The organism is Echinicola marina, from assembly GCF_020463795.1.
In the GTDB taxonomy this organism is placed as follows: domain Bacteria; phylum Bacteroidota; class Bacteroidia; order Cytophagales; family Cyclobacteriaceae; genus Echinicola; species Echinicola marina.
The window spans coordinates 2,130,132-2,151,176 of the sequence record NZ_CP080025.1 but is presented as its reverse complement, the minus strand read 5'-3'; the positions used below and the strand labels follow the sequence as shown (position 1 = coordinate 2,151,176).

18 protein-coding genes are annotated in these 21,045 nt (G+C 38.5%); 10 read left to right on the top strand and 8 right to left on the bottom strand.

The window, feature by feature from the left end; all coding sequences use genetic code 11:
* Window position 1: 1 nt before the first annotated feature.
* From KZP23_RS09020 to rplU, 7 genes are all read right to left on the bottom strand, one after another.
* Window positions 2-2,050, bottom strand: a complete 2,049-nt coding sequence (locus KZP23_RS09020) for a M16 family metallopeptidase (protein ID WP_226335924.1) — start codon at window positions 2,048-2,050, stop codon at window positions 2-4.
* Window positions 2,051-2,073: 23 nt separating this feature from the next.
* Window positions 2,074-3,402 (bottom strand): M16 family metallopeptidase, encoded by a 1,329-nt coding sequence (locus KZP23_RS09015; RefSeq protein ID WP_226335923.1) that lies wholly within the window; start codon window positions 3,400-3,402, stop codon window positions 2,074-2,076.
* A 748-nt stretch (window positions 3,403-4,150) separates the two neighbouring features.
* Window positions 4,151-4,480: a helix-turn-helix domain-containing protein gene (locus KZP23_RS09010; RefSeq protein ID WP_226335922.1), complete on the bottom strand. Its 330-nt coding sequence runs from the start codon at window positions 4,478-4,480 to the stop codon at window positions 4,151-4,153.
* A gap of 35 nt (window positions 4,481-4,515) precedes the next feature.
* Window positions 4,516-6,654 carry a peptidase domain-containing ABC transporter gene (locus KZP23_RS09005; RefSeq protein WP_226335921.1) on the bottom strand — a complete coding sequence of 713 codons (2,139 nt, stop codon included), beginning with the start codon at window positions 6,652-6,654 and terminating at the stop codon, window positions 4,516-4,518.
* A 19-nt stretch (window positions 6,655-6,673) separates the two neighbouring features.
* Window positions 6,674-7,840 carry an HlyD family secretion protein gene (locus KZP23_RS09000; protein ID WP_226335920.1) on the bottom strand — a complete coding sequence of 389 codons (1,167 nt, stop codon included), beginning with the start codon at window positions 7,838-7,840 and terminating at the stop codon, window positions 6,674-6,676.
* 270 nt (window positions 7,841-8,110) lie between these two features.
* Window positions 8,111-8,371: a 50S ribosomal protein L27 gene (gene rpmA, locus KZP23_RS08995; protein ID WP_215225189.1), complete on the bottom strand. Its 261-nt coding sequence runs from the start codon at window positions 8,369-8,371 to the stop codon at window positions 8,111-8,113.
* Between the two features lie 34 nt (window positions 8,372-8,405).
* Window positions 8,406-8,717 (bottom strand): 50S ribosomal protein L21, encoded by a 312-nt coding sequence (gene rplU, locus KZP23_RS08990; RefSeq protein ID WP_226335919.1) that lies wholly within the window; start codon window positions 8,715-8,717, stop codon window positions 8,406-8,408.
* Between the two features lie 745 nt (window positions 8,718-9,462).
* Here rplU and KZP23_RS08985 point away from each other — a divergent pair.
* The 3 genes from KZP23_RS08985 to KZP23_RS08975 all read left to right on the top strand — a co-directional run bounded on the left by KZP23_RS08985 (window position 9,463) and on the right by KZP23_RS08975 (window position 13,720).
* Window positions 9,463-10,446 (top strand): ribonucleotide-diphosphate reductase subunit beta, encoded by a 984-nt coding sequence (locus tag KZP23_RS08985; protein ID WP_226335918.1) that lies wholly within the window; start codon window positions 9,463-9,465, stop codon window positions 10,444-10,446.
* A gap of 35 nt (window positions 10,447-10,481) precedes the next feature.
* The gene (locus KZP23_RS08980; RefSeq protein WP_226335917.1) at window positions 10,482-12,881 is read left to right on the top strand and encodes a ribonucleoside-diphosphate reductase subunit alpha; all 2,400 of its coding nucleotides are present in this window, start codon (window positions 10,482-10,484) and stop codon (window positions 12,879-12,881) included.
* A gap of 224 nt (window positions 12,882-13,105) precedes the next feature.
* Window positions 13,106-13,720 (top strand): hypothetical protein, encoded by a 615-nt coding sequence (locus KZP23_RS08975; RefSeq protein ID WP_226335916.1) that lies wholly within the window; start codon window positions 13,106-13,108, stop codon window positions 13,718-13,720.
* Between the two features lie 182 nt (window positions 13,721-13,902).
* On the opposite strand, the gene KZP23_RS08970 is transcribed toward KZP23_RS08975, so the two are convergent.
* The gene (locus KZP23_RS08970) at window positions 13,903-15,696 is read right to left on the bottom strand and encodes an ABC transporter ATP-binding protein (protein WP_226335915.1); all 1,794 of its coding nucleotides are present in this window, start codon (window positions 15,694-15,696) and stop codon (window positions 13,903-13,905) included.
* 148 nt (window positions 15,697-15,844) lie between these two features.
* Between KZP23_RS08970 and KZP23_RS08965 the strand changes: the two genes are divergently transcribed.
* The 7 genes from KZP23_RS08965 to coaE all read left to right on the top strand — a co-directional run bounded on the left by KZP23_RS08965 (window position 15,845) and on the right by coaE (window position 21,044).
* Entirely contained in the window at window positions 15,845-16,945 is a 1,101-nt protein-coding gene (locus KZP23_RS08965; RefSeq protein WP_317198056.1) for a Glu/Leu/Phe/Val family dehydrogenase, read from the top strand.
* Window positions 16,946-17,099: 154 nt separating this feature from the next.
* The gene (gene nusB / locus KZP23_RS08960) at window positions 17,100-18,284 is read left to right on the top strand and encodes a transcription antitermination factor NusB (protein WP_226335914.1); all 1,185 of its coding nucleotides are present in this window, start codon (window positions 17,100-17,102) and stop codon (window positions 18,282-18,284) included.
* A 13-nt stretch (window positions 18,285-18,297) separates the two neighbouring features.
* Window positions 18,298-18,600, top strand: a complete 303-nt coding sequence (locus KZP23_RS08955) for a YtxH domain-containing protein (RefSeq protein WP_226335913.1) — start codon at window positions 18,298-18,300, stop codon at window positions 18,598-18,600.
* 14 nt (window positions 18,601-18,614) lie between these two features.
* Window positions 18,615-19,151, top strand: coding sequence for a DUF1573 domain-containing protein (locus tag KZP23_RS08950; RefSeq protein ID WP_226335912.1), 537 nt, complete (start codon window positions 18,615-18,617; stop codon window positions 19,149-19,151).
* Between the two features lie 2 nt (window positions 19,152-19,153).
* Window positions 19,154-19,474 carry a preprotein translocase subunit YajC gene (gene yajC / locus KZP23_RS08945; protein ID WP_226335911.1) on the top strand — a complete coding sequence of 107 codons (321 nt, stop codon included), beginning with the start codon at window positions 19,154-19,156 and terminating at the stop codon, window positions 19,472-19,474.
* A 9-nt stretch (window positions 19,475-19,483) separates the two neighbouring features.
* Window positions 19,484-20,449, top strand: a complete 966-nt coding sequence (locus KZP23_RS08940; RefSeq protein WP_226335910.1) for a YbbR-like domain-containing protein — start codon at window positions 19,484-19,486, stop codon at window positions 20,447-20,449.
* Window positions 20,442-21,044 (top strand): dephospho-CoA kinase, encoded by a 603-nt coding sequence (gene coaE / locus KZP23_RS08935; RefSeq protein ID WP_226335909.1) that lies wholly within the window; start codon window positions 20,442-20,444, stop codon window positions 21,042-21,044. The genes KZP23_RS08940 and coaE overlap by 8 nt, the downstream gene beginning before the upstream one ends.
* The last annotated feature ends 1 nt before the right edge of the window (window position 21,045 follow it).

Below are 21,045 nucleotides of genomic sequence, written 5' to 3'. Positions count from 1 at the left end.
GCTATTTAAAGTCTTCGTCAGTTAGTGCTGGATTAAATTCCAAACTTTCCACAGTAGTATTTAAAGGCACTGGAATCATCGGGGATTTCACTATATTTTTCATCGGATACATCACCCCATTCTTCTCTTCGTAATCTAAAAACATCATCTCTCCTGACTTTTCGTTCTCACTCTTTATTTTCAATCCTGAATCTACACTGTAATAATTGACCGTTTTTGCGCCTGTTGGATTTGACACAACCACTTTATAGGCATTCTCTCCTTCCACATCTTTGATTCCATCTAAACTTAAGCTATACATCAAATCTACATAGTGCAATTCTGGTATCAGAAACATGCTCATTTTAGCTTCTTCATACTGTTCATCACTCAACTCCTGCGTATTGCCCATGGCCACTACAGCTCCTTTCCCATCTGCCAGAGTAGTACTGGAAACTGTATTCCCCATCATGGCTACTTTCTGGTTAAAGCGCATACCTGGATCATCATAAAGGACTGTCATTTCTATCTCCTGTCCTTGAACCTCTGCCTTCATCACTATCTTGGCTGTTTCCAAAACACTTAACGCATCTTTCCCTCCTATGGCATCAATGTATTTATCAATCACTTTTTCTGCGGTAATATTAGCATCTGTCATCTCGATTTCCTTGGCAGGGTTTCCTTGGTTATCAAACAAGCTCACTTCCCCAAATTGCTCAAGCTTTCCCTTAAGGTCAGAACCATTGCCCACAATAGTGATGTACATATTTTCAGGTTTGATATACTTATTTGCTGCTGTATTGATATCCTCAACAGTCAATGCGCTAAGCCGCTGCAAATAAGTGGTATAAAAATCCTTTGGAAGATCATAGCGGTCAATATTAATAGCAAAATTGGCCAAAGTGGATGGACTTTCTAAAGCCCTACCAAAACTCCCGGTCAAACTTGCCTTGGCTGCATCCAGTTCTTCCTTCTTCACCCCTTCTTCTACTATTCTATGGATTTCATAGATAAATTCATGAATAGCGGAATCTGTCACTGCTGTCCTCACAGAAGCTCCTGCCGAAAAGCTGGTAACCAACTTATCAGAACCAATAGACGAATATGCTCCATAGGTATATCCCTTATCTTCCCTTAAATTCATAAACAAACGGGAAGTAGAACCACCTCCCAAAATATAATTCAATACCCTCGTATCGAGATACTCATCGTTATTTAAACTCATTTCCAATGGATAGGTGATATCAATAACAGATTGAACTGATGCGGATCTATCCACCAAAGCTACTTTATTATTTTCTGGCAATTCGGGTTGCTCATAATCAAATTCTGGCACCTCTCCTTTTTCCCATTCAGAAAAGTGTTCTTCTACTACCTTTTTCGCTTCTTTCTCGTCTATATCACCTACTATCGCCAAATAAGCTACATTAGGTTTAAAATAAGTTTGATAATAAGCTTTAATATCCTCAACAGTAACATTTCCCAAACTTTCCTCAGTTTGCGTTTCTCCATAGGGATGATCCTTACCGAACACCAAAGCAGCTGTTAATCTCCCGCTGATTGAATTGGGATCATCCTTTGATGTAGCCAAAGCTGTGATAGCTTGTTTCTTTAGCTTATCCAATTCCTCTTGAGGAAATATGGGATTATACAGCACATCTGACATCAAGTCTAATATTTTGCCTTGATGCTTTTTCAATGATGAGGCATAAATGGATGTGGAACCAGCACTCAAGGAAGCACCGATAAAATCAACCTCTTCATCCAATTCATCTTTGCTTCTATTACTGGTACCAGCTGTCAACATATCCCCAACAAAACCGGTCATACCAGCCTTGTCCTTTTCCAACAGGGGATCCCTATTGATCACTAATGAAAAGGCTACTCTCGGCAATTTGTGGTTTTCTACCACAAAAACCTTTAGTCCATTGTCCAAGGTAAATGTCGCTGGATCTTCAAGTTCAATCTTAGGAGCTGGACCTGGTTCAGGATATTTACTTCTATCTACTTGCGCATAGCTGATACTTGAAAACACCATGCAAATAAGAATATATATATATGTCTTTTTCATAACTGTCACAAAATTGTCATTCACTATTGTTCTGTTTGTTCAGATTTTGGAAGATAATAAAGTACTACCCTACCTTCTAAGGTCAAGTATTTCTTAGCTACCCGCTGCAAATCTTCTTTGCTCACCTCCCTATACATTTCTAATTCGTTATTGATATGATCAGTATCGCCATAGAATACATGGGATTGGGAAAGGTTTTGAGCTATACCAGACATAGTAGCGTTTTTGCTAACCAGGTCATTCTCGATGATATTTTGTAGCTTTTTAAAGTCTTGCTCTGAAACACCTTCATCCTGAACTTGCTTTACCAAAAGATCTATTTCAGATTCCAAATCTTCTGCCTTAACGCCCATATTGGTAATTCCATACATAATAAAGATCCCTCCATCCTCCAAATCAAGAGGAATAGCGGCTACTGCCAAGGCTTTTTGCTGTTTATCTACAAGCTCTTTGGTCATCAAGGAAGAATTCCCTCCAGTCAAATATGTAGACAACATATCCATGGCATAGGAATCAGGATCATTTTTAGGCGGCAAATTGTATGCTTGAATTACAGCAGGTATTTGGATATTATCATAAATTACATCCCTGATTTCCGTAATCTTTTTAGGTTCTTCTATGGAGGGACGGTAGATATCCTTAGCACCTGCAGGAATTTCAGAAAAATACATCCTCACCCATTCTTCGGTTTGCGCATAATCAATATCTCCAGCAATAGTCAATGTTGCATTATTAGGCACATAGAATGATTTATAAAAGTTCATAAATTCATCCAAAGAAGCTTCATTCAAATGCTCCAGTGAACCTATTGGTGCCCATTGATAGGGGTGTTCTGCATATGCCCTTTTGAGTGTTTCTGGTAAAATAGTCCCATAGGGCTGATTATCATAACGTTGCCTTTTCTCCTCTTTTACTACTTCTCGCTGTGTTTCAACACCCACCTCGTCAATTTTGGCATGCAGCATACGTTCACTCTCCATATACAAAGCCATTTCCAACTTATTGGAAGGTAAAGACTCATAATAATAGGTAATATCATTACTCGTGAATGCATTTAACGTACCACCTTCAGACTGTATTTTCTTTGAATATTCGCCACGGCCGATATTCTCGCTTCCTTCAAACAATAAATGCTCAAAAAAATGGGCAAAGCCAGTCCGCTCTGGATTTTCATTTTTGGACCCAACATGATAGAGTACAGAAGTTACGACAATCGGTGTAGTATTGTCTTTGTGCATGATTACATACAGACCATTATCAAGTGTAAACTCCCTGAATTCAATATCATTCTGCGCAATGATTGGCATGCAAACAGAACAGCCCCATAACATCAAAAGTGAAAACTTTTTCATACTGAATGTTTAAATTTAAATTATAAAGAAGCCCAAGAAATTGAACTTATCAAATAAGTGTAATGAATACTTTAAACCCTAACCAATAAAAATATTACTAATAGCACTCACAAACAAATTTCTAAATACTATTACAGTGAGCCTCTCCTAATAACTATTGGTCATAAAACAAAGAGGGATTTTGGGTCATTGAACAAAATAAAACATCCCTGGATCCATTATAAGTTTCCGCTAGAAGCCAAATAATAGTTCAGACCCAAATTATTCACAAACAAAATCCTCAACCTTAGCATATTATCCAACAATATACTAACTTTACTGAAATTGATATAATTAAAAAAAGGGATACACCACACATGTATCCCTCTGACGTTAATCAACACGAGCACTAAATAAGTCACCAACATCATTAGTGCCAAAAAATTATCTTTAGAATATTTTTATTACACTTACTTCTTCGTGCTGAATCCAGACTTATCTTTTTTATATCCGAACTCACTTAATTCTTGATACTAAGATAAAGGCGGTCCGTGCACTTAACTTGCACGGATAAATTTTCTCAAAAAAATAATTGTCTTTTTTTATAGCCAACTCCAAATGGCTACATATATTGAAAACACAGTTCCTTAAACAGACAAAATAAGATATAACTATAAAAGCTTACTTTAAAGGATATTAACACAAAGGCAATTATCAGATCAAAGTCCAACCAGACCAACTTTTAAATCAAAAAACGGAACAGTTAAACTCACCAAGTCCCTAGCCAATCTAATTCAAACTCTTCATCCTCAACAAAAGGTAAATAAACGCCACCATAAATGCTTTCAATCTCTTCAGGACCTATCACCTTAAGGCTAAAATTCATCTCCAAATGTTTTTCATCCACATAATAAAAACTATTGAGTTTTCTGGAATATGAAACTTCCAGTCCCATATCCTTAAGACTTTCCAAATGATTATAAAGCTGCCTTCTACTAATCCCTAGTCTTGAAGAAAGATCCTCAGGACTACCGGTCTTCTCTTCCTTGATCAATTTATTGATCAATTGAATACGCTCGATATGCTTTATGAAATTCATGCTAAACTAATTTTAAACCCCACCAAAAACACTGATTACCTAAAAATCATTTCATGATACTTCCCTTCCAAACCAACAAGTGAATCATGGGAACCTTGCTCTACCACACTTCCATCATCCATTACAATAATCTGGTCAAAATCTTTGACTGAAGTAAGATGATGGGTAATGAAAATAATAGTTTTACCTCGATTTGACAACAACTTTATTACAGATTGCAAGTTTTTTTGCGACTTTGGATCCAAAGAGGCGCTCGCTTCATCCAAAATCAAAATCTCAGGATCCCTGTACATCGCCCTTGCTATAGAAACCAATTGTCTTTGGCCTCCCGATAAACTGATGCCATATTCTCCCAAATGACTGGAAATACCTCCGGGCAGTGCTTCTATAAATCCTGTCATGCCTAGCAAATGGCAAATTTCAATAATCTTCTTCACATTCGGCCTAAGATCTCCAAAAGCAATATTTTCTATTAAGCTTCCTGAAATCAACTCTACTTGCTGAGGCACAACGGCAATTTGCTTCCGTAAACTATGATGGCTGACATAAGCGATATCATACTGGCCGATTTTAATTTGACCAGACTCCACCGGATAGATATGCTGCAATAGTGCCAACAAAGTGGATTTTCCAGACCCGCTCTCTCCTACTACACCCGTGATCTTACCCTTTGGGATATGTAGATCAAGCCCATCAAACACTTTAGCATGACTACCATATCTAAAAGTAACATTCTGAAATACGATATCTCCTATAGAGGATGGCTCAAGATCAAACTTTTCTGCAGCATCTTCCTCCATTTCCAAATCCATAATTTCAAATAGACGATCAGCAGCTATCATGGCATTATGTACAGACTTGTTCATCCCCACTAAGCTGGCAACAGGACCCGTCAAATACCCCATTATTGCATAAAATGCCACTAACTCTCCAGGACTGATCTCATTACCAATCACATACCCTGCTCCGACCCAAAGCAACACAATAGTGAATAATCGCAATATTAAATCTGTAGCATTTGTAGAAAAAACATTATTGAGACCAGATTTGTAAACAGCATCTAAAACGGATACGAATTTGGATTCTGTTCTCAGCTTCGCATAATCTTCCACCCCAAACTTTTTGATCAAACCAACAGACCTTACAGACTCCACCATTTGAGTCTCCAAACTGGCTGATTTTTCCATTAAATTCCGCTCTGCCTTTTTGTTAACCTTATTGGTCAGAACATAAATCAAAAAATAAAATGGCATGATCAAGATCATAACCAATGCCAGCTTCCAATACAAAGCAAACATTAAAGCAAAGGAAAACAATACAACAAAACCATTGACCATTAAGCCCACGGAAACCTCATTGATAAATGCCCGAATCTTTACGGCATCATTTATCCTAGAAATAATTTCTCCCACCCTCATGGTATCAAAAAAACGCTGAGGCAAGGTCATCAAATGTTTATAATACCCCAAAATCAAACGGGCATCAATTTTTTGTCCCACTTTCAAGGTGAAAAACCTATTATAGCTACCTATAAAAATCTGGAACAACAATAACACAACCATCGCCACACTCATCAGGTTGAGAAGGTTGGCATTCCTATCTATAAAAACATTATCAACAATTTTCTGCAAATAGATAGAAATCGACAAGCCCAAAACAGAATAAATCAATGCTCCGACCATTGTCTGGAGAAGTACACTTTTATGAGGGCTGATCAAAAACCAAAACCTCCTAGCCACAGAGACCCTGTGATCCATCGCCTTAAATTCTTCATTTGGCATCAGTATCACCATCACTCCTGTCCACATTTCCTTAAATTCCTCATGGCTCATTTTTCGCATGATGCCATCCATTGGATCCATGAGTTTAACGAATCTCTTACCTATCTTATATACCACCATATAATGGTGCAGGGCGTTGTTGATCATTAAATGAACAATCGTTGGCTTAGGAGACAGGCCCAAACTCTCGAAATCACCTCTTAGGGCCTTGGCAGAAAAACCAAGTTTTTCTGAAGCTTCCACCAAGCCCAAAACATTGGTCCCTTTTTGCCCAGTGGATGCCAACAATCTGATCTTTGAGAGAGGCAGTTTCAACTTATAATAACCTGCAACTGAAGCCAAACAAGCTGCTCCACAATCTGTAATATCCCTCTGTTTGATTCTAATCCCCATTGATTACCCTTTTCGAATTTTATTGCACAGCAGGATTTAACCAATTGTCCACCTGATCATATAATAACTGATACAAACTCCTACGCGTCACAAGAAAACGGCTCTGAAAAGTCATCCCTCTTCTCACTTCACCCTCAATCCCGTTTTGTAAATCTAAAGTATTGCTGTTCAAGTTACAGACAACCCTAAAAGCAACCTCATTTTCTGAAATCATCTGTAGGTCTTTACTTATTTCATTCACCTCTCCTTCCAGCAGCCCCCACTGATTATAGTCATAGGCATCCACCTGAAAAAGAACTTTTTGCCCAGGCTTCACAAAAGCAATATCCGCAGGAGAAAGATAAGTGACTGCTCTTAAAGTACTGTCAGGAGAAATCTCCGCAATTTTTTGATTGGCGAACACAAAATCACCCGGTCTAATATTTTCGAAGTTCACTATGGTCCCAGAAACACCTGCAATGATCTTAAACTGATGTAGCTTGTCCCTAAGCAACTTTTTATTATTACCTAGTTTGGCCATTTCACGCTGATAACTAGCCAGCTCTTGCTCCCAGATAGAAAGCTTTTTGCTTTGGAAAAGATCTAAGTTAGTCAAAGCCCGCTCGAACTTTGCCCTTATCTCATCATACTCTACCAATGACAATGCCTTGCTATCAAATAATAACTTGGCCCTTTTCACATCCCGCTTTTCCTTTTCCAAAACATTTCTAAGCTGCTGTACCTCCGAATTGTACTCATAATATGCCGCTTTATAATACTTGGATTCTAAATCCCTAGGAGAAAAGTCACTTGTATTATTGGGACTCACTTCCATTAATTTTTTAAGATCAGAAATAAATTCCTGAACCTGTACCCCACGACTGTCAAGTCCATCTATCTCCAAATCCACCTGATCGGACTTAATTTCCGCCAAAACACTTCCCTTTTGTACAGACCCATTTTCAACAATATTGATAGCTGATACCCGTCCCGAAATGGGTGCATAAATTTCATTCCTGCTCAAGGAGGTCTGGAACTTGCCCTCTCCCTTCACCGACACATCCACCTCAATATATGGCAAACTGAAAAAGATCCCCATTACAAGAATCAATATACTAATATAGATAATCCTAGACCTGACAGTAATCTTGTTCTGATAATACTCTGAGGTCTGTTCGACGATAGATGAAGGAAAAACAGTCTTCATGAAGATTAATTTACTGATGAAATATACTCTATTATTCCATCAAATAAAAAATACAACAAACAAGTTATTTACACTTATAGCACGTTTATTTATAAAAACACTAGTTATACAGTCTATCAGAGTAGCCATTCCCTATAGGATTCAAGCCGCTGGGCATGTATCAAACAAGGACCAAACACTCAGTAAAGCGTAGCATTGAGATAAATTCACCCAAAAAAAAAGCTGCTCTTAAGTAAAAGAGCAGCTTCTCAAATATTCTTTTTTGAAACCTTATGCCTCAGCTGGAATTACGCTTACATAAGATTTACCATCATGCTTCTTCTTAAATTCAACCTTACCATCAGCTACAGCGAACAAAGTGTGATCTTTACCCACTTTTACGTTCAATCCAGCGTGATGCTTGGTTCCTCTTTGTCTAACGATGATGTTTCCTGCAATAACGGCTTCTCCACCGAATTTTTTCACACCAAGTCGTTTACTATGGGATTCTCTACCGTTTTTGGAACTACCGACACCTTTCTTGTGAGCCATAATTTTAAATGTTTTGGACTACCCTAAGATAACCTTAAAGAGTAATGTTTTCAATAAGTATTTTAGTGAATTCTTGTCTGTGACCGTTTTTCTTTTTGTAACCTTTTCTTCTCTTCTTTTTGAAGACGATTACTTTGTCACCTTTTACATGATCAAGAATTTTTCCTGTCACCTTGGCGCCTGCCACTGTAGGGGCACCTACCGATACTGTACCGTTGTCATCTGCCAACAATACCTCATCGAATTCAACGGAAGCGTCAACATCGCCTTGCATCTTAGGTGCATAGACAAATTGATCTTTAGTTACTTTGAACTGCTTTCCTGCTATGTTAACTATTGCGTACATACTAAGAACTTTTTATCAAAATTGAGGTGCAAATATACAGAGTATTTTCATAAGTTAAAAACCAATACACAAGATTTCAATAAATTCTTTAATAAACTTCCTATTAGACACTTAGCCTTCATATATAATTCAGGCAATGAAAAGTATTCCATAATAGAAGAAATATTTCGCTCCCCCTTTATCTCTTATACGAGATAGGCCAACTATATTTGCGCCCCTAATTATGAACCATCACAAAAGATCTCGACATCCATATTTTGGTGGGAAATTAAAAAATCTTCTAAAAACACTTGATTTTCTTTAGGATTTGAGAATCAACAAGTTCAATAATTAAAAATCAAACAATACCATAAATAATTATAACACAGCATTTTACATACAAAACAAACACTTGACCAATGGTCAAATTTAGCTTGAATTTTGGTTCGGAATTTTTTTTTAATTTTTTTTCGAGCCTACTCGAATCGCCCTTAGAGAGTGTTTTAATAGAATTAACACTTGAAATGATCACATACTATACATTGAATTACAAATATTTATATCTATTTTGACTAAAAGTCAAAAACTAATGTCACACACTAATGTACCGGTTTTATTTCTGGAATTTGTTGAGCATATTTGTTCTACAGCTCAAAAATAAAACCGCTACAAACTCACTATTTTACAAAGTGAAAAGCATTATAGAGTGGCTGATTTACCTGATTCAGAATATATACAACTTATCATTAATAGAACTAATTAAGTAATGCAAAATCCGGAACCCCTATTAGCGCAAGGAGATAACAGCAGGTTCGTATTATTCCCAATTCAACATGATGATATATGGGAATATTATAAAAAAGCCGAAGCCAGCTTTTGGACTGCAGAAGAGATAGACCTTAGCCAAGATATTAAGGACTGGAAAAACATGACTGATGATGAAAGACATTTCATCTCTCATGTTTTGGCGTTTTTTGCGGCCAGTGACGGTATTGTAAATGAAAATTTAGCTGAGCACTTTGTAGCAGAAGTACAATATACAGAGGCTAAGTTTTTCTACGGTTTTCAGATTGCCATGGAAAACATCCACTCTGAGACCTATAGTTTATTGATCGATACCTATATCAAAGACGCTGCCGAAAGGGACAGACTGTTCAATGCCATTGAACATTTGGATTGCGTCAAGAAAAAAGCTGACTGGGCATTGAGATGGATCGATAAAGGTAGTTTCCATGAAAGATTGATTGCTTTTGCTGCTGTGGAGGGAATTTTCTTCTCAGGTTCATTCTGCTCCATTTTCTGGCTAAAGAAAAGAGGTCTGATGCCTGGACTAACTTTCTCCAACGAATTAATTTCAAGAGATGAGGGGCTGCACTGCGACTTTGCATGTCACTTGTACACCCAGCATATCACTAATCACTTACCAAAAGAAACTGTATCTGAAATTATTCAAGACGCTGTGGCCATTGAAAAAGAATTCGTAACCGACGCCCTTCCGGTAAGGTTGATCGGTATGAATGCAGAATTAATGTGCCAATATATTGAGTTTGTAGCCGATAGGCTGTTGGTAGAATTGGGCTGTGAAAAAGTATGGAACAGCACCAATCCTTTTGACTTTATGGACATGATCTCATTACAAGGTAAGACCAATTTCTTTGAGAAGAGAGTTGGAGATTACCAAAAGGCTGGGGTTATGAAAGGTAAAGACGCATCTGATTCCTCTAAGTTTTCCATTGAAGAGGACTTTTAATTAACTTTTCTTCCCACCCTTAACTCCCTTATAGCATGTTAGTAATAAAAAGAGACGGCAGAAGAGAATCAGTAAGATTCGACAAAATCACCACAAGAATTGAAAACTTATGTTATGGCTTGGATTCACGTTATATCCACCCCATTGAAGTAGCTAAAAAAGTTATCGATGGTCTATATGATGGTGTTACCACTTCAGCGCTGGACAACCTCGCTGCCGAGGTCTGTGCATCCATGACGGTAAAACACCCTGAATACGCCATACTGGCTGCCAGAATCGCCATTTCAAACCTTCATAAAACTACAAGTCAGTCCTTTTCAAATACCATGAAAAGACTGTACACCTATGTAGATCCGAAAACAGGTGAAAATGCCGCCCTGATTGCCCCTGATGTATATGGAATAATCAAAAAACATGCAGCCAAACTTGATGAAGTAATTGATTACAGCAGAGATTTCAATTATGATTTCTTCGGTTTCAAGACTTTGGAAAAAAGCTACTTGATCAAACTGGATGAAAAGGTAGTCGAAAGACCACAACATATGCTGATGAGGGTAGCTATCGGCATCCATAAAGAGGACATCGATGCAGCTATTGAAACATATACCTTATTATCTGAGAAATGGTTCACCCATGCTACCCCAACACTATTCAATGCAGGTACTCCTAAGCCTCAGCTATCTTCATGTTTCTTGCTGACGATGAAAGAAGACAGCATTGACGGTATTTATGATACCTTGAAACAATGCGCCAAGATTTCCCAATCCGCAGGGGGTATCGGACTTTCTATTCACAACGTGAGAGCTAAAGGCTCCTATATCAAAGGAACAAATGGAGTTTCCAACGGCATTGTACCAATGCTTAGAAACTTTGACATGACTGCTAGGTACGTCGATCAAGGTGGTGGAAAGCGAAAGGGAAGTTTCGCCATATACCTAGAGCCATGGCATGCAGATATCAAGGATTTCCTTGAGCTGAAAAAGAACCATGGTAAAGAAGAAATGAGAGCCAGGGACCTATTCTATGCACTTTGGCTTTCTGATCTATTCATGAAGAGAGTAGAAGCCAATGAAGAATGGTCGCTATTCTGCCCTAATGAAGCCCCAGGTCTTTCTGAATGTTATGGAGAGGAATTTGAAAAGCTCTATGAAAAATACGAAAAAGAAGGTAGGGCAAGAGAAACTGTAAAAGCACAAGAACTTTGGTTTGAAATTCTGGAATCACAGATTGAGACAGGTACACCTTATATGCTTTATAAGGATGCCGCCAATGGTAAATCAAACCAGAAAAACCTCGGTACCATCAAGTCGTCCAACTTGTGTACTGAAATCATGGAATACACCTCTCCTGATGAAGTAGCTGTTTGTAACTTGGCTTCCATAGCTTTACCGAAATTCGTTATTACAGATGCTAAAGGCAACAAAACCTTTGACCATCAAAAGCTATATGAAATCACCAAGGTAGCTACTCGCAACCTGAACAAGGTGATCGACATTAATTATTACCCAGTAGAAGAAGCGCGTAAGTCTAATTTCAGACACCGTCCTATCGGTATCGGTGTACAGGGCTTGGCTGATGCTTTTATCCTATTGAGAATGCCTTTTGATTCCGAGGAGGCTGCAGGCCTTAATGAAGATATTTTCGAAACCATCTACTATGCCGCCATGGAAACTTCCATGGAATTGGCAAAAGACCATGGTACTTACGAGACCTATGAGGGTTCTCCTGTTTCCAAAGGCCAATTCCAATTTGACCTTTGGGGAGTAACACCAAAATCTGGCAGATGGAACTGGGCCGAGCTTAAAGAAAGAGTGAGCAAATATGGCGTAAGAAACTCTTTATTGGTTGCTCCAATGCCTACAGCTTCTACTTCACAAATTTTGGGCAATAATGAGTGCTTTGAGCCTTACACTTCCAATATCTACACAAGAAGAACTCTATCTGGTGAATTTGTGGTGGTGAACAAACACCTAATGAAAGATCTCATTCGTCTAGGTCTTTGGAATGATAATATGAAAAACAGGCTGATTGCAGCTAATGGATCAGTTCAAAACATGCCAGAAGTACCTCAAAACATCAAGGACCTTTACAAAACTGTTTGGGAAATCTCCCAAAAGGTAGTCATCAATATGGCTGCGGACAGAGGTGCCTATATCTGTCAATCCCAAAGTATGAACGTTTTCATGCAAGAACCTAACTTTGGGAAATTGACCTCTATGCACTTCTACGCTTGGAAAAAAGGTCTTAAAACAGGCATGTATTACTTGAGATCCAAAGCGGCTACAAGTGCCATACAGTTCACCGTAGACAAGTCCAATCTGGAAAATGCGGATCAAAAAGCAGCGGAAGTTGATCCAAATATTGGCCAACAAAACAAAGATGCCATCGCTTGTTCCTTGGACAATCCTGATGATTGCGAAATGTGTGGTAGTTAAATTTCCACATACTTAATCAATATTGCCAAGTGCCCGGAAATTTTTCGGGCACTTTTTTTGTGCTGAGACTAAACAAGCCCGAATATTAACAGGTTATTATCAAATAGAAGAAGACATCTCTCAAACCAACATGAAAAATAATTATATTTCGGTCTTCATGAGACAAAAACTTATATGATTTGACCATTTATTCCCTCTGATCAATCTATCACCCTTTAAGTATAATGAAAAGGTCACTCTTATTTACAATCATCTTTATCTCCACCCTCCTAGTGACTCTAGGGCAGAATATTATATCCTCCCAAAAATATAAGCCATTTAAAGTAGACCTTGGAATTAACCTAACCTTTCCTACGGAATCAGTACTGACAACTGGAGGCGGTTTATTCATAGAACCACGATACGGTATTAATGATCACTTGCATCTGGGATTGCAGCTTGCCAGTAATATCCTTGGAGAAGGAGAGTCCATTTTCAATCACAAAGAAGCCCTCTTTAAAGCCCAGGCTATAAGCAATGTATCAATAACTTCCGAATACCAATTTGGCATCAATGAAACACGACCATTCATTGGAGTATTAGCGGGAATGTACCGAAGAAGCAATTATGAAATAGTGGACAGTGCTGATGGCACCATCATTACCCGCTATAATGACCGAATAAACTTTGGATTAGCACCGAGAATGGGGTTGATTTCAGGTAAATTCCGACTTAATGCCACTTACCATTTTACAGGAAAAACGGTAAGTGACTTTCTCAGCATTGGTGTAGGAATGCAATTTGGGGGAGGAAAAATCAAAACAAGTCCAAGAACCCACAATTATAACGAAGATTGGTAAATCATATCATATAAAACCTGCATTCTCAACTCAAACTAAATTCCGCTTAGACAGTTTACACAAAGATTCAGCTCTAATCAATCTGCTTTATCCAGTTCTGCACAGACCAAGTATCTACATCAAGCTCATCTTTGTAATCCAAACAATATACATTGACAGCATGGATAAATACACATGCCGTCCTATTCATCCTCCATCGCTTCACTGGTACTGGTCTGTTTTTCATAAAGCTCAGCATAAATGCCCTTTTGTGCCATCAGAATATCATGTGATCCCTCCTCCACTACTTTTCCATCATCCAAAACAATTATCTTATCGGCCAGTTTAGCCGAAGAAACCCTATGCGAAATAATAATGCTCGTCCTATTTTCCATAATCCCCTTTAGGGCATTTAAGATCACATTTTCAGTTTTAGTATCTACAGCTGACAAGCAATCATCCAACAGCAATATGGAAGGATCCTTAGCAATCGCCCTAGCAATCGAGACCCTTTGCTTTTGTCCTCCGCTCAAGGTAATCCCTCGCTCTCCTAACCTAGTTTTGAAACCCGCAGGAAAATCTATTATATTTTGATAAACATCTGCATCTTTTGCGGCCTTTTCTACTACACCCTCAGGAATATTGTCTAACCCAAATCCAATATTATTATATATAGAATCACTGAAAAGGAAAACATCCTGGGGCACATAGCCAATTTGGTTCCTCAAATAGGAAATATCAAAAGCCTTTATATCCTTACCATCCAATTGGATATTACCTTCAGAAGCATCAAACATCCTCATCAATAAATTAGCAATGGTTGATTTCCCAGACCCGGTCGTACCGATAATGGCCAAGGATTGTCCCGGCTGAATATCAAAGCTAACCTTATCCAATGCCTTAATTCCAGAGTCTGGATATACAAAAGAAAGATCATTAAATACTATCTGACCTTTTACAGGAGTAGTCAGTTTTTCTTCACTGATGATATCATTTCTCTCGTCCAAAAATTCATTTATCCTAGTTTGGGAAGCAGCAGCCCTTTGCACGATACTTGTTACCCAACCCAATGAGGTTACTGGCCAAGTTAACATATTTACATAAAGGATAAACTCAGCAATCACACCATATCCAATGGCTCCTTCTATTACCTGATTACCCCCGACATAAACTGTAATGATCGTACTTACCCCTACCAACCCCATGATCAATGGATAAAACAAGGCCTGCACCTTTGTAAGACTAATGGACTTTTCCTTATAATCTTCACTGGCCTCTGTAAAATCTTTACTACTATCATCTTCCCTCACAAAAGCTTTGATGACCCTAATACCCGAAAAGGATTCTTGCACAAACGTACTCAGCCCAGAAAGACTACGTTGAATTTTTTCCGACCTTTCATTGATCATATTATTGACCAAATAGATGCTGATAGAAAGGACTGGCAAAGGCATCAGCGAATATATCGTCAAAGGAACGTTGACACTAAGCATATAACCTATCACCAAAGGAAATAGTACCAAAAGGTTGATACCATACATCAATGCTGGGCCAAAATACATCCGCACCCTACTGACATCCTCAGTAACCCTAGCCATTAAATCCCCCGTACTGTTTTTTCGGTAAAAACTCAACGGTAACTTCTGGTAATGATCAAAAATCTCGTTCTTCAGATCATACTCTATCAACCTGGACATCACAATAATGGTTTGCCTGATCAAGAAAAGGAAAAATCCTCTCAAGAATGCCATAACCAATATCAACACTCCAAAAACAAAAATATAATCCAGAAAAGCGCCCCTAATTACTGCCGTCCCATTTCCTTCTGGAAACATCTGATAAAAACTGAAACTTTCCACGACATAATCGATGGCTACCCGCACCAACTGGGCAGGTATCATCACAAACACATTGGAAATAATAGTAAAGATGATCCCCAATAGGAGATAGCCCTTATACTTAAATAAATATTTGTTTAGACGCCAGAGGGAGTTCACGAAATAAAAATTTTAAAATACCTTATTTTGTTTTACAATAATCTTTTATGTAGCTTTACCTAGCCTCTATTTAGTATTTAATTCTATATAGCATGGCAAACTTAAAGACTTACCCAAATATAACATAATCTAAACATCTAAGTTCACTATGGTAGAGATTAAAACCGAGGAAATGGTCAAAGGAGACTCAATTTATGGACAAATCACATCTTTAGGTCATGAACAATTGGTCATGTGCTATGATGAACCTACAGGACTTAAAGCGATCATTGGCATTCACAATACCGTTTTGGGACCTGCATTAGGAGGAACAAGAATGTGGAACTATGCTTCAGAGCAAGAAGCCATCACTGATGTTCTGCGCCTTTCAAGAGGCATGACCTTCAAAGCTGCAATTTCAGGATTGAATATTGGAGGAGGTAAAGCAGTCATTATAGGTGATCCAAAACTGAAAAATGAGGCGTTTTTAAGAAGGTTTGGAAAATTCGTTCAGAGCCTAGGCGGAAAATATATCACTGCCGAAGACGTGAACATGAAAACTTCCGACATGGAATATATAGCCATGGAAACCGCGCATGTGACCGGTCTTCCGGAAGTAAAAGGAGGCGGCGGAGACCCTTCTCCAGTAACCGCCTATGGTGCTTACCTAGGCATGAAAGCTGCTGCAAAAAAAGCTTACGGCCAAGACAGCTTAGCCGGCAAGAAAATTGCCGTTCAGGGAATCGGACAAGTAGGTCGCCACCTGATTGACCATTTGGTAAAGGAAGGTGCAGAGATTTTCATCACTGATATCTTCGAAGATCGATTAAAAGAAGTCGCCCAAAAGACCGGTGCCACTGTTATTTCTCCGGAGGACATTTATGACGTAAAAATGGACATCTACGCACCATGTGCTTTGGGTGCTACTGTAAATGACGAAACATTGAGTAGACTTAACTGTCAGGTCATTGCCGGCGCCGCCAACAACCAATTGAAAGACGAAGAAATCCATGGGCAAGCCTTGATAGAAAGAGGCATCATTTACGCACCCGACTTCCTTATCAATGCAGGTGGACTGATCAATGTTTATGCAGAATACTTGGGTAACTACAATAGAGACCTCGCCTATCAGCAAGCAGAAAAAATCTATGATACTTGCTTAGCTATTCTCAATAAATCTGAAAAAGAAGGCATTCCTGCACAACAAGCTGCCATTGAAATGGCCTGGAATAGAATCAATAGCATCAGTAAGCTAAAATCCACTTACTGATAAACTTACCCTTTTTTATCAAACCAAATGCAATGGAAAATAAAATCCGTGCATTTGGTTTTTTTATTTTTTAACTTTGCAGCAACATTAAGTGAACGGAGCAAATTCGTTTCACTACAATTCATCTAAATTTTACGTTCTTTATATTCAGGTAATGTTAAACAGAAGAATACTTAGAGTTAAGGCTTTCCAGAACCTTTACGCCTATGAGCAGTGTAAAGCTTCCAACCTCAATTTAGCCAAAGACTACATCAGGGAAGCCTTCCTTCCGGACCTTAACAGCATGGAAGTGCAAGACAAAGCCCAACTTAAAAAAGACGCGGAAACGACCGTTGAGCTTTTCTCTAAAAACCTGAACAATAAAGCCCTTATAGCATCAGGTGACTACGGCACCAAAATCAAATCCATTGCTATAAAAGCGGTAAATCTATTCCACCAATACAATCAAAAAGACTTAGAGTTCTTGGAAAAGAACATGGTCAATGCCGCCGAGAGCATTCCACAACTATACCTCAAAGTCATCCATATCCTGATTGGCTTCAGTAAACACGTTCAAGGAGAATACGAAAGGAAGCGCAAACTAAACCAAGAGGCTTTGGTTTCCCTTTCAGGCGACCTAAATTTGGCCAACAATCAGATCATCAAATACCTTAAAGAAGCTCCAGCTTTCAATTCGGAATCCACTCGCCAACAGGCCGATGTAGAAGAGTTGGAATTAGAGATCCAAGAATGGTTCCGTGAGTACATTAAGCCTTGGGAAAAATACCAAGATTACATCAAATTAAGCGAACCAAATGAAGAGGAAGACCTGAACATTCTATTGGAAATGATCAAAAAGATCATTTTCAAAAATGAAGCCATCATGAGCTATTTTGCTGAGCAAGACCTCAACTGGACGGAAAACAAAGCTGTCGTAAGAAGTTTAGCGGTCAAAGTCCTCAAAAACATCAGTGAAACCCCGGACAGCCAAGATTATGTCCTTCCAGAAATCGCCATAAACTGGGAAGAGGACAAGGAATTTTTCCAAAATATATTTAACTTGACTATCGAAAATGACTTTAAAAACAGGGCATTGATAGCGGAAAAAACAAAAAACTGGGACATAGAACGTGTCGCCTCTACGGACAAAATCATCCTCTCTATGGCCATTACGGAAATGTCATTTTTTCCGAGCATCCCTGTAAAAGTAAGCATCAATGAGTATATTGACATTTCGAAAACATACAGTACACCAAAAAGCAAGCAATTTGTAAATGGATTATTGGATGTTTTGGCTAAAGAGCTAACCGATCAAGGAAAAATCCGTAAGAGTGGAAGAGGCCTTTTAGATAACAAGTAAACATTATTTAATTATGAGCAAACAAAGTAATTCTATTTTAGCTTTTGTATTGGGTGCTGGAGTAGGTGCCGCATTAGGGGTACTATTCGCACCTGACTCTGGCAACAATACCAGAGACAGACTTTCTTACCAACTTTCTAAATACAAGGCTGAACTTGAGGATTTGATCAATGACCTTATCGAAGGCAAAGATCTCCCCATAAACGAGGCCAAAACTGAAGGCAAAAAAGTAATTTCTGAAGCCAAGAGCAAAGCAGAAAATTTGCTGGATGATGTCAACAAACTTATTGACCAAATCAACAAGGACAAAAATTAATAATCATCATCATTATGAAATATTTAGGACTGCCTGCAATATTACTTGCAGGTTCTCTTTTTGTATCAAGCTGTGATACCAACAACAAAGAGAAAATTGAAGAATTGGAACAAAAAATAGCCAAGCTTGAAGCCGGACAAGGTACTAAAACCACTCCTTCTAACGTACAAAACGTAGCTGAGGTTGATCCATCAAGTTTGGGCAAGTTCAAATTCCCCGAAATGGAATATGATTTTGGAGCCATCAGCCAAGGAGAAAAAATAGAACATATTTTCAAATTTACCAATGACGGCGAATCCCCTTTGGTGATTTCCAATATTCAGGCCTCTTGCGGTTGTACCACCCCTGATTGGTCCAAAACGCCTGTTAAGCCGGGTGAAGAAGGTTATGTAAAAGTAAGTTTTAACTCCGCAGGCAAATCAGGAGCACAAAGTCCAACTGTGACCATCACTGCTAACACTTCACCAAGCGTGACCAGGCTAAAATTAAAAGGAACTGTAAACACAAGTAATACCTCGACCACCAAAACTGTTGGTCCTGTTAAAAAGTAAAGATGATAAGTACAATATTATTACAAGCACCAGCTGCCGGCGGTAGCGGCATCATGGGACAGGTTTTTCTATTTGGAGCGATCATTTTGATCATGTATTTCTTTATGATCAGACCCCAACAGAAAAAGCAAAAAGATGCCAAAAACTTTGTCGATTCCATCAAGAAAGGAGATCTAGTAGTAACTATCGGTGGAATTCACGGAAAAGTGTATAGCATCGAAGGAGAAACTGTCGTTCTTGACCTTGACAAAGGATTAAAAATTAAAGTAGAAAAATCAGCCGTTTCAGCAGAATTCTCAAAGAAGGCTAATGGCACTAAATAACAAGAGGTATTGAACAAATTTGAAAAATACTTCGGGAAGCTTAAAAAAAAGAAAGCCTCCGACATCAAAGTGGTGGTCCTATGTGTAATAGCGGCCACCACTTTTTGGGTTTTGAATGCACTCAATAAAGACAATTACCTTACTGTGGTCAATTATCCTATTTCCTTTGAATACAACCGGGAAGAATATATGGCTGTAGAAAAACTCCCTAGCAATATCAAGATTGAAATCACGGGTAATGGTTGGGACCTTTTCAGGAAATATTTTAATGTCAATGTACCTCCCTTTTCTATAGAACTTCCCAACCCGGACAAACAGAAGTACCTGCTTTCTTCAGCATATAGAAGAAGCCTAAGTGAAATTTTGGAACCTACCAACCTCTCGGCTATTCTGACAGACACATTAAAGTTCAATATTGACAAAATTATCACAAAGGAATTCCAAATCCGATTGGACACTAGCACACTCAACCTTGCCCCTCACTTTCAATTTGCAGATTCTATTTTCGTGGAACCAATCCTGGTGCAAGCAAAAGGCCCCGAATCCAAAATTCAAGCCTTAAACGACAGTCTTTATATCAAAATCGATGAAAATGGTCTAAAAGAAAGCTATGACCAAGTCATTCCATTGGAAATACCCGAAGAACTCACCCCATTTATCCACTTAGACCCCAATAGTGCTCAAGTCAAATTTGATTTGATAGAATTTATTGAGGGAAACAAAAGAATTCCTATCCAACAGAAAAATTTCCCAAACAATGTCAGCATTGATAGTGAAATCAAATCAATCCTTTTAAACTATCGAGTAGACGAAAGAAGGGTGAAAGACTTACAGGAATTGGAATTAATCGGAATCATCGACTACTACCATAGAAACAAAGACGATAGCACGGTGCAAATAGAAATCCCAAACCTGCCTGATTATATCGAGTCCATAGTGTTCGAACCAAATTCATTTCAATTAAAATATGAATAATCCCAAACCACTATTAGTGGGCATAACCGGAGGAATAGGGGCTGGAAAGTCCACTGCTGCTAAAATATTCAACATCCTTGGTATACCAGTTTATTCAGCAGATGATAGAGCAAAATGGCTCATGGCTAACGACCAACACTTAATTGCTGCTATCACCAAGTCTTTTGGGACAAGCGCATATAATGCGGACAGAAGCCTGAACAAAACTTTTTTAGCTAAAGAAGTTTTTTCCGATCAAGAAAAAACCAAAACTATCAATCAATTGGTACACCCAGTCGTAAAAACTGATTTTGAAGACTGGGCAAGCAAGCAGTCCAGTCCTTATGTACTAAAGGAAGCTGCATTACTTTTCGAAACAGGCTCTTACAAAGATTTAGACAAAGTCATCAACATCAGCTCCCCGATCAAGGTCAGAATCTTAAGGGTCCTAACAAGAGATCCTCAGCGTTCGGAAGAACAAATCAATGCCATCATTGACCGTCAACTGCCAGATGAGAAAAAAAACAAACTGGCAGATTTCACCATAAAAAACACGGACAATAAAATGTTAATTCCGCAGGTGCTAAAAATCCACCAAATCCTTACAGGAAAATAGC